Source organism: Deltaproteobacteria bacterium (genome assembly GCA_016210005.1).
Classification (GTDB): Bacteria; Desulfobacterota; Binatia; order HRBIN30; family JACQVA1; genus JACQVA1.
In genome coordinates this window covers 1-9,959 of sequence record JACQVA010000211.1, presented here as the reverse complement: position 1 = coordinate 9,959, position 9,959 = coordinate 1, and the positions used below count along the sequence as shown (strand labels likewise).

Here is a 9,959-nt window from a genome sequence, read left to right as displayed (position 1 = left end):
TAGTAGCCGCGCGGCAACTGCAACGCGGTCCTCTGGCGCAACAACCCACACGCCAGCAGCGCCGGCAGCGCACACAGCACGCCGGCGGCGGGCACGTCGGCAGCCGCGGCGAACTGCGGTGCCACCGGCCCCGCTTTGCCCACGCTCGCCAGCAGCCGCTCCCCCACGTTGGTGGCGCCCACGCCCAGCAGCGCCTGCTCGTCGGCGGCGCTGCGCTCGCTCTTGGGCCGCAGCTCGCTCAGCGCTTTTTTTTACTCGGGACCCGTAGCCGGCCGGCCCGCACGGCCTTGTGCACCGTGTTCGGTTTCAGCTCCAGCTCCCGCGCCGCAGTGTTTACTTCCGTCCCGTCGTCCAGCAGCGCCTGGAGGCGCTCCACCACCGCGGACGTTAGCACTGCCGCCCCGCGCGTCGGCCGGGGGCGGTAGAATGCCTTCGGCCCCCCCTCCCGGTACCGCTTGACCGCTCGCTTCACGGTGATCGACGGCACGGCGAAGGTGCGCACGATGTCGCGCTGCTGGCAGTTCCCGTTCACCACAAATTGACTGGTGATCATCCGGAAGGTGGCGAGGTCGCCGCGCTCGTGCGTGAACACCGGCAGCGCTCCATGGAAGTACGCGACGCGCTCGCCCTCACACGCCACCGCCAAATCGCCGGTGATATGCGCTACCCCTTTCGGAAACATTGGTAAGATCAGCTGCGGCATTCCCACCTCCTGGCGCGGCCACACCGGTGTGCGCCCCGCTATCGGTATCTTTTCAGAATCCCCGCCCACCGCAAACCGCCCGCCGCACCAAATGCCCATAGCCCTTGAACCACAAGGCCTACGACCTCTGCCTACGGATCACTTCGACTCGCCGAGATCAGGAGGTCTGAATCTGCACCGGACGCCCGGCGATGTCCAGGACCGTGCGGCTCACTCGCCCGGCCGGTGTCGTGTCGGTATACGTCCGCGTCGCCGCATTGTAGTGACCCTCACGGACCCTTTGAACCCGACGAGCCTGACAAGCCAGACCGACACCCTTGTCATCAACGGCCGGGTAACCGGCGCCTGCATGCTGCGCTCACTGCGCAAGATGCTATTTCTCACTTCAAGGTCTGACCCCCAGTCCCGCCCGAAGGCGACGACCTCGCCGTCGGGATAGATGAGCGTCAGCGTGAAAGATCCGACTTGCGCTAATTGCCTCGCGCCGTTACGCGGTCACACCCTGGGGAAGGTGAGGGGCAGCGGCCGGACCATTCGACGGCATTCTTAGGACCTCTCTCGCTTTCAAGACCTGACCCCAATGTTGCCCCTGACCCCAATGTTGCCCCAATGTTGCTCGCTGGTCATGACGCTCGGTTCGTCAGATAGGCACGCTGGACGGCAAGGGTTGACGGTCCGCGTAATCGGGTTATACTCCGGGTATGAAAATCGCGGTGTCCATCCCCGACGAAGTGTTCGAGGAGGTGGAACGGCTGGCGCGGCAAATGAAGCGTTCGCGGAGCGAGACGTACAGCCAGGCACTTGCCGAGTACGTGGCTCGTCACGCTCCGAACCGCGTGACCGACGTGATGAATCGAGCCCTGACCGAGATTCCCAGGCCGACAGACCGGTTCGTACGCGCGGCATCCCGTCGTGTTCTGCGGCGCAGCGAATGGTGAGCATCGCCCAGGGCGACGTGTGGTGGGCGGACCTGCCAGCGCCGCGAGGCTCGGCACCCGGCTTTCGTCGTCCCGTAGTTGTCATCCAGGGCGACGGGCTGAACCGCAGCAACATTGCGACAGTCGTTTGCGTTCCCCTCACGAGCAATGTGAGGTGGGCGGGGGCACCCGGCAACCTCCTGCTTCGGGCAAGTCTCACCGGCCTGCCGAAGGATTCGGTCGCAAACGTTTCGCAGATCGTGACACTGGACAAGAGTGACCTCACCGAACGAGCCGGCACACTTACAAGAGCCAAGCTCGAACTGGTACTGTCCGGAATCGACGTAGTCCTCGGTCGTTGAAGCACCGTCTCAGGGTCGGATTACAGCGGTGGCTCGCCCACCATGCCTGTGCCCGGGCGACCCGCCGGTCGCCTCGACACTGTGCCGCTACCCGACCTTCACCACGTCCACTCGCACCGCCCGGTCGGCCGGGACTTCGGCGGCGAAGCCGGCAATCGGGCGGAGCTGATACCTGAGCCCTGCCCCTTGGCGATGTCTGGTCCCTCGGCACATTTCATCCCTGAAGAGTCCAGGTCGCAGGCGCGGATTCTTTAATGATGAAACTTGGCAGCACTTGCCGGACATGGGCCGAGGGGCAGCGGGCGTGTTTCAGGTCAGGACAGGGACAGGTGAGAGGTTCGTCTTTCGAGAGATGAAACTGACGCGAGAAGCACTGCCGGGGACGGCAGGTTTGACAAAGGCAGGGTATGGAGGATTCTTAGCGGCATGCTCGCGCGGTGCGATGCTCGCGGCGGTGGCAGCCAGCCGAAAATCCCCCTGAGCACTGCTGCCGCTTCAGCTCGCGCTCGGCTCGGGCGGTGCTGCTGGTTGCGCTGCCGATCGGGCTCGCCCGGGCGCCCTTGCAGGCACAGGCGATGAAATAGGCAGCGGGCATGGACTTCAGTGAAGCCTTCGGCACCGCCCTGCGGCTGATCGTCGCGCTCGACCGGCACGTGCTGGCCGCGGTCGCGGTATCACTGCAAGTGTCGCTGCTGGCAATCTTGCTGGCCACCGCCTGCGGCATCCCGCTCGGTTTTGCGGTCGCGGCCCGCTCATTTCGCGGGCGGCGCGTGCTGGAAATGCTGCTCAATACCCTGACCGCGCTGCCGACCGTGGTGGTCGGGCTACTGGCCTACATGCTGCTGGCACGGCGCGGGCCGCTGGGACCGCTGGGTTGGCTCTACACCCGCACCGGCATGGTCTTCGGCGAAACCCTGCTGGTGACACCGCTGATGGCGGCACTGACGGCGGCGGTGGTCGCCGGTGCCGATCCGCGCATCGAGGAGACCGCCTTGACGCTGGGCGCCTCACGTTCGGGCGCCGCCCTCACGGTCTTGCGTGAACTACCGCGCGGCCTGCTGGCGGCGGTGGCCACCGGTTTCGGGCGCCTGATCGGTGAGCTGGGCGTCGCCCTGATGGTAGGCGGGAACATCGAGGGGGCCACCCGCACCATGACGACTGCGATTGCGCTCGAAACCAGCAAGGGCGAGTTCGCCCTCGCTTTCGCCCTCGGACTCATCCTGCTGGCGGTGGCGTTGGCAGTTAATGTGGCGGCGTCGTTGCTGGCGGGGAGAGAGGCGCCGGGGTAAGGGCTTCTCTCCCGCTTGCGGGGGGGGGTGGCATCGCCGATGGACGAACCGATTTACCGTCTCGACGACCTGCGGGTCGAGTTCACTTCGCGCCGCGCACTCGACGTCACCGCGCTGGCTCTGCCGCGCGGCCGCATCACCGCTATCGTCGGGCCGAACGGTTCGGGAAAGACCACACTCCTGCGCGTACTGGCGTTCCTCCTCCCGCCGGCCGCTGGTACGGTCGCGTTCGACGGCGAGCCGGTGTCGTGGCGAGCGCGCGACCTCGTTGTCCAGCGCCGGCGCGTGACGCTGGTCGCGCAAAGTCCGATGCTGTTTCACCGCAGCGTTCGCGCCAACGTCGCCTACGGACTCGAGGCGCGCCGCCTGCCGGCCGGTGATCGCGATCGCCGCATAGCGACGGCGCTGGCGGCGGTCGGCCTCGCCGGCTTTGCCGAGCGGCCGGCGTGGAAGCTTTCCGGCGGCGAGGCCCAGCGCGTGGCGATCGCCCGTGCTTTGGTTATCGACCCGGCCGTCTACCTGTTCGACGAGCCGACCGCGAACGTCGATCGCGAGCACGTTGCCGCCATCGAAGCCGTGATCGCCGCTCTGGCGGCGGCCGGCAAGACGGTGATTCTCACCAGCCACAACCTCGAACAGGCCTATCGTCTCAGCGACAGCGTGCTGTCGCTCGTCGGCGGCCGGGTCACCGCGGCGCCCCTGGTAAACGTCTTGCGTGGCATCACCACCGCCAGTGATGGCACCTACCACTTCGAGAGCGACGGGCTCCGCCTGGAAATCGCCGGTGCTCCGGCCGCGCGCGCCATCGCCATCGACCCGGAGGCGATCATCCTCTCCCGTGCGCCGCTCCACTCCAGCGCGCGCAACTGCGTCGCCGGCACGATCCTCAAGGCCGAGCGCGACGGAGCCGCCGTGGTCGTCACCGTCGATTGCGGACGGGCGCTGGTCGCACGGATCACGCTGCATTCCTACGAAGAGCTCGGCCTCAACCTCGGAGCCGAGGTCTGGCTCACGTTCAAGTCGTCCGCCATTCACGTGCTCGGCTAGCCCAGCTTACGCTCAGCGCTCTACCGGCAGCCGTAGCAGGAGGGACCAACCACTGACGCCCCGCGACGTGGGCTCTCGCGGAGACGCGGAGTCACCCCTCCCACCGGGAGCTTGGCACCGGAGCCCGGACTTCTCCTACAACGGATCGAACGGATGCAACGGGTTTCACGGGCCGGAAAAGGCTTCAAGGCGATCCGAGCCCGCCCAATCCGTTTAATCCGTGGTAAGCCCCAAGGCCAAGGTCAGCCCAGGGGGTGACCATCGTCATGTGCGGGCGGGCCGGTCTCGGACTATCGGAAACACTATAGGCGGATCGGAAATGCGAGCAACGAGGGCGACCAGGCAATCCGTGGACCGGCCGAGCGCGGCCGAGGCTTCGCCCGTGCGCCGGGCCACCGAGCGCTTCCGGCGGGCGCGCCTGGAGGCCGGGCTCAGCTTGCGCCAGGTGGCGGAGAAGTCGGGGCTGGCGGCCAGCACCATCCACAAGATCGAAGCCGGACGGCTGATTCCCTCGCTGGCGGTGTGCATCCGTCTGGCCGACGCGCTCGGCCGGCGGATTTCATACTTCGTCGAAGACAACACCACCGCCGCCGTCGAGGTGCGCCACTTGCCGGCCCAAACCGGACGGGTGTTGCATGTGGCCGGCACCCCGTTGCGCTTCGAGCACGTGGCCGAGCCGCTGGTCAACCCGCAGATGGAGGCCTTCATCGTCACGGTGGCGCGCGGCGGCAAGAGCGGTGCCGGCGTTCCCATCCGCTATCGCGGCGAAGAGGTGGTCTTCGGGCTGGCCGGGCGCGTGCGTTTTGTGATCCGCGGCGAGCCTTACATCCTCAAGCCCGGCGACACGCTCCATCTCAAGGGCGACGTGCCGCACACGTGGGAGAACGCCGGCCCGGGAACGGCGCGCATGCTGATGGTGTGCGCCTTCGCCTACGGGCAGCGCTGAGGCGATGATGGCTGCCCGCCGCCTGCCGGCCGAGACCGCCTACTATATCGGCACCGACGTCGGCGGCACGTTCACCGACTGCGTAGTGCTCGATGACGACGGCCGCGTGGTCATCAGCAAGGCGCCCTCGACCCCGCCGCAGTTCGGCGAGGGGCTGTTCCGCGCCTTGGCGCAAGCCGCAGCTCAACTGCACCTGACCCTACCGCAGTTGCTGGCGCGCACCCGCGGCTTCGCCCACGGCTGCACCGTGGCCACCAATGCCTTGATCAACCAGCGCGGTGCGCGCGTCGGCCTGATCACCACCAAAGGCTTCGAGGACACCTTGCTGCTGATGCGCGGCAGCGCTTTCTGCCAGGGCCTGCCGGTCGAGGCCTGGTACCACAAGACGCAAAACCAGCGCCCCTTCCAACTGCTGGCACCGCCCCGGGTGATCGGCATCGCCGAGCGTAGCGATCGCGACGGCGAGGAGGTGGTGGCGCTGGACGAGGCGGCGCTGCTCGCGGCCGCGCGCGTGCTGCTCGAAGAAGAGCACTGCGAGGCCCTCAGCCTCGTCTTCCTGTGGGCCTGTGTTAACCCGGTGCACGAGCAGCGCGCGCGCGAGCTGATTCTCGCCCGCTATCCCGCGGCCTGCGTGACCATCTCCAGCGAGGTGGTGGCGCTGATCGGCGAGTACGAGCGCACCAGCACCACCGTGCTCAACAGCTACCTGCGTCCCGAAGTCGAGCGTTACCTCAACGCGCTTACGGGCGAGTTAAACCGGCACGAGCTGCGGGCGCCGTGCTACGTGATGCAAGCCAACGGCGGCGTTGTACCCGCCGCCCGGGCGGCGGCCCAGGCGGTCACCACCCTGCAATCGGGTCCGGCTGGCGGCGTGCTGGCGGCCAAGATCATCGGCCGGCTGTTGCGCAGCACCAAGATCATCACCGGTGACATGGGCGGTACGTCCTTCGACATCAGCCTGATCGTCGACGGCGAGATCCGCTACAACACCCGCTCGTACCACCAGCGTCACGTGGTGGCGACGCCGATGGTGGACGTCGAGTCGATCGGCGCCGGCGGCGGCAGCATCGCCAGCGTGCGCGACGGCCGCATCAGCGTCGGGCCGCAGAGTGCCGGGGCCGACCCCGGGCCGGTGTGCTACGGTCGCGGCGGCACGCAGCCGACCGTCACCGACGCCAACGTCGTGCTCGGCTACCTCAATCCCGAGTTCTTTCTCGGCGGCGCACTGCGGCTCGACCGCGCCGCGGCCGAGCAGGCCATCGCCAGCCAGATCGCCCGGCCCCTAGGCTGCTCGGTGCACGAAGCCGCCGCCGGCATCTTCCGCATCGTCAACGCCCACATGGCCGACGCCATCCGCTATCACGTGCTCGCGCGCGGCTACGACCTGCGCGATTTCGATCTCTACCTGTTCGGCGGTGCCACCGGCGTGCACGCCGCCGGTATCGGCGCCGAGCTCGAGGTGCGCTCGATCGTCGTGCCGCTGGCCGGCTTGGCCACCGTGCTGTCGGCCTTCGGCATCGCCAATTCCGACGTGCTGCGCGTGTTGGTGGCCGCTCACGCCACCGCCTTTCCACCGGCGGACCTCAGCGCCACCGCGCAGACCTACGAGCGGCTCGAAGCCGAGGGCCGCGCCGAGCTCGCGGCCGAGGGCTTTGCCGCCAATCGCGTCAGCGTCGAGCGCTGGGCCAACCTGCGCTACCACTTGCAGCTCACCGAGGTCGAGGTGCCGCTGCCGGCGGGGCCGCTGGCGCCCCGCACGGCGGCCGAACTGGTGCGCCGGTTCGATACCCGTTACGCTGAGCTGTACGGCGCCGGGGCGGGGTTCAAGGACGCCGGGCGCGATCTCATCTCACAACTCGTGAAAGTACGGGGCCGCACCCCCAAGGGCCGGCTCGAAGCGGTGCCGCTCGACTCGCCACACTCGGCTTATGCCCGCAAGGGGGTGCGCCCGCTCCACCTCGGTGCCGGCACGGTGGTGGATACCCCGCTCTACGACGGCGACGCCTTGCGCGCCGGCAACGTCGTCGCCGGCCCGGCGGTGCTGGAGATGCAAGGCACCACCGTCTTGGTGCCGCCGGGATACCAGGCCGAGTACGATGCCTATCGCAATATCCGCCTCGAGCCCGCCGCCGCGGCGGCGGCGCCGGAGTCATGATGAAGCCATTCGGCCAACCGCATCCCGATCTGCCGCCGCCGGCGGTGCTGCGCACGCCCTACGCCTTGCGCCAGCCGCCGGTGGCCGTCGACCCGGTGACCTACGAGATCCTACGCCACCGCATCGTTTACGTCGGCCTCACTATCGGTGAGACGCTGAAGAAGGTATCCGGCACCATCGTCACCACCGAAGCCAACGACATGAGCACGTACATCACCCTTGATGACGGCGCGCCCGTGTTCCTGGGGCCGTACGTGGTGCTCCATTCCGGCATCGCCGACCTCATCATCGGCAACGTCATCCGGCTCAACGCCGAAGACCCCGGCATTCGCGACGGCGACATGTTCTTCACCAACGACCCCTGGCTCGGTCCGGCTCACCAGCCCGACTGCGCGATCGTGGCGCCGATCTTCGTTGACGACCGATTGTTCCTGTGGGCCGGTGTCACCCTGCACCAACTCGACATGGGCGGGTTGAGTCCCGGCGGCCTGTGTCCGGCCGCTCGCGATGCCTACGCCGAGCCGACGTTGTATCCGGCCGTGAAGATCGTCGAGAATGGCCGGCTGCGCGCTGACATCGATCGCCTGCTGCGGCGCAACTCGCGGTTGCCGGAAATTCTCGCGCTCGACATCCGCTCGATGATCGCCGGCAACAACGCCGCCCGGCGCGACTTGCTGCGGCTGGTCGAGCAGTACGGACCGGCAGTGGTGCAGTCGGTGATGATCATGATGCAGCAAGACGCCAGCCGCCGGTTCCAGGCGCGCCTGGCCGAGCTGCCCCGCGGCCGCTTTCGCAGCCGCGACTGGTACGAGATCGGCGGCTCCGCCCCCGAGCTGCAAGACGAAGTCTACGAGGTCGACTGCACCCTGACCAACACCGGCGAGCGGCTCATCTTCGACTTCAGCGGCACCTCCAAGCAAAGCAGCGGGTTCGCCAACTGCGGCGTCGGCGGCCTGCGCGGCGGGGTGCTCGCCGGCTTGTTGGAGCAGATCGCGTACGACATCGCGTGGAACGCCGGCATTTTGGTGCATCTCGAGATCGTCTCGCAGGCGGGCACGACCAACAATCCGAACTTCCCGGCGGCGGTCAGCGACGGCATCACCGAGGGTGCCATCGCCACCGGCATCGCTGCCGGCGGCGCCGTCGGCAACATGATCCTGGCGCACGACGAGTTGCGCGCCACCACCATCGGCGGCGCCGGCAGCGCGTTTCTCGGCAACACCATGGGTGGGCTGGATCGTGACGGCAAGTTCTGGGGCACGCTGCTGATGGACGCTATCGGCATGGCGGCCTCCGGCAAAGAGCGCCGCGACGGCCCCGACGTCTGCGGCTCGGGCGGCATTCCCTATACGCAGTACGCCAACGTCGAGACCAATGAGCTGCACTATCCGTTTCTTTATCTCTTCCGGCGCCGGGGGGCGCAGAGCTTCGGCCACGGCTATCGCCGGGGCGGCTGTGCCCTCGAGTACGCGCTCAAGCCGCACAAGACGCCGTTCATCTACTTGCTGCTCTGGTGCCACGGCGCCGAGTTTCCCAACACCGGCGGCATGGCCGGCGGCTTGCCGCCGAGCGCGGCGGTGTTCCGCCTGGCCCGCGGCACCGATGTTCGCGCACGCTTCGACAAGGGCGAATGCCCGAGTGAGCCTGAGATCTTCGCCTGGGAGGCGCTGGCCGCCAAGAGCGAATCGTACCTAGGCGAGGACGACATCATCTATTTCGGCATACCGGGCGGCGCCGGCTACGGCGATCCGCTCAGGCGCGAGCCCGAGCTGGTCGTAGCCGACGTGGCGGCGGGCGTGATCAGAGCCGAACAAGCGCGGCAGATTTACGGTGTCGTGCTGAATGCGCGCAGCGGCGGCGCGGATCCGGACGCCTCGGCCGCTTGCCGGCACGAGTGGCGGCAGCGGCGCTTGGCCGGCGCGCGCTGGGTTAGCGAGTGGCCGCAGCTGCGGCCCGGCGCCGGCAACAACCCGCCTTTGGCAGAAGCGAGCCAGGGGGGATTTGCCACGCAACCAGGAAACCCCCTTGGTTCCCCTTCGCCGGAGGGGGAAGGCTCCGCGGTTCGTCCCCTCCTCCGTCTCGGCCTTGATCTCGCCGTCGCGCGCGACGATCGCGGCCGGTGTTTCTGGCAGTGTCTTGGTTGTGGCCACCTCTACTGCCGGGTTGAAGAGAATCCGAAACTGCGCGCCAAACTCGCAATCGAGCACCTGCGCGATGCCCATCCGCTGGCGCAGATGACGCGCACCGAGGCGCCGCGTTTCTTCTTCCGCCGATTCTTCTGCCCCGGCTGCGGCGCCCAGTGGGCCAGCGAGGTCGCGCGCGCCAGCGATCCGATTCTGTTCAACTGGGAGTTCGAGCGGCAGTGGCTGGCCTCGCTTCCCGTCGGACCAGCGGGTAGTGCCGGCTATACAGCTCGTTGAAGGGTGCGCGACAAATTTGTGGGTAACGTGGTTCGGTGTTATGGCCGTCATTCCCGCGAAAGCGGGAATCCAGTTTGGCGTTTGGCGGGTCGTAGCGAGCCGGTGCCGTGGATTCCCGCT

General features: G+C 67.8%; 9 protein-coding genes. 7 read left to right on the top strand and 2 right to left on the bottom strand.

The annotated features are described in order from the left end of the window. Both HY699_20525 and HY699_20520 read right to left on the bottom strand, forming a co-directional pair. Positions 1-182 (bottom strand): hypothetical protein (locus HY699_20525; GenBank protein MBI4518195.1); only part of this gene is annotated, 182 nt, incomplete at its 3' end. 56 nt (positions 183-238) lie between these two features. Next, entirely contained in the window at positions 239-703 is a 465-nt protein-coding gene (locus tag HY699_20520; protein ID MBI4518194.1) for a hypothetical protein, read from the bottom strand. Positions 704-1,404: 701 nt separating this feature from the next. Between HY699_20520 and HY699_20515 the strand changes: the two genes are divergently transcribed. The 7 genes from HY699_20515 to HY699_20485 all read left to right on the top strand — a co-directional run bounded on the left by HY699_20515 (position 1,405) and on the right by HY699_20485 (position 9,839). Then, positions 1,405-1,641, top strand: a complete 237-nt coding sequence (locus HY699_20515) for a ribbon-helix-helix protein, CopG family (GenBank protein MBI4518193.1) — start codon at positions 1,405-1,407, stop codon at positions 1,639-1,641. Then, positions 1,638-1,982: a type II toxin-antitoxin system PemK/MazF family toxin gene (locus HY699_20510; protein MBI4518192.1), complete on the top strand. Its 345-nt coding sequence runs from the start codon at positions 1,638-1,640 to the stop codon at positions 1,980-1,982. The genes HY699_20515 and HY699_20510 overlap by 4 nt, the downstream gene beginning before the upstream one ends. A 593-nt stretch (positions 1,983-2,575) precedes the next feature. After that, entirely contained in the window at positions 2,576-3,271 is a 696-nt protein-coding gene (locus tag HY699_20505; GenBank protein MBI4518191.1) for an ABC transporter permease, read from the top strand. Between the two features lie 39 nt (positions 3,272-3,310). After that, complete coding sequence (locus tag HY699_20500) at positions 3,311-4,318, top strand: ABC transporter ATP-binding protein (protein ID MBI4518190.1); 1,008 nt, start codon at positions 3,311-3,313, stop codon at positions 4,316-4,318. A 349-nt stretch (positions 4,319-4,667) separates the two neighbouring features. Next, complete coding sequence (locus HY699_20495) at positions 4,668-5,264, top strand: helix-turn-helix transcriptional regulator (protein ID MBI4518189.1); 597 nt, start codon at positions 4,668-4,670, stop codon at positions 5,262-5,264. A 4-nt stretch (positions 5,265-5,268) separates the two neighbouring features. Continuing rightward, a complete protein-coding gene (locus HY699_20490; GenBank protein ID MBI4518188.1) occupies positions 5,269-7,419 on the top strand; it encodes a hydantoinase/oxoprolinase family protein in 2,151 nt (716 codons plus the stop codon). Then, positions 7,416-9,839: a hydantoinase B/oxoprolinase family protein gene (locus HY699_20485; protein ID MBI4518187.1), complete on the top strand. Its 2,424-nt coding sequence runs from the start codon at positions 7,416-7,418 to the stop codon at positions 9,837-9,839. The genes HY699_20490 and HY699_20485 overlap by 4 nt, the downstream gene beginning before the upstream one ends. Positions 9,840-9,959 lie beyond the last annotated feature (120 nt).

What these genes read in the sequence shown, in the direction of transcription:
- HY699_20520 (MBI4518194.1), bottom strand. Translation starts at nt 703, where the DNA reads ATGCCGCAGCTGATCTTACCAATGTTTCCGAAAGGGGTAGCGCATATC.
- HY699_20515 (MBI4518193.1), top strand. Translation starts at nt 1,405, where the DNA reads ATGAAAATCGCGGTGTCCATCCCCGACGAAGTGTTCGAGGAGGTGGAA.
- HY699_20505 (MBI4518191.1), top strand. Translation starts at nt 2,576, where the DNA reads ATGGACTTCAGTGAAGCCTTCGGCACCGCCCTGCGGCTGATCGTCGCG.
- HY699_20500 (MBI4518190.1), top strand. Translation starts at nt 3,311, where the DNA reads ATGGACGAACCGATTTACCGTCTCGACGACCTGCGGGTCGAGTTCACT.
- HY699_20490 (MBI4518188.1), top strand. Translation starts at nt 5,269, where the DNA reads ATGATGGCTGCCCGCCGCCTGCCGGCCGAGACCGCCTACTATATCGGC.
- HY699_20485 (MBI4518187.1), top strand. Translation starts at nt 7,416, where the DNA reads ATGATGAAGCCATTCGGCCAACCGCATCCCGATCTGCCGCCGCCGGCG.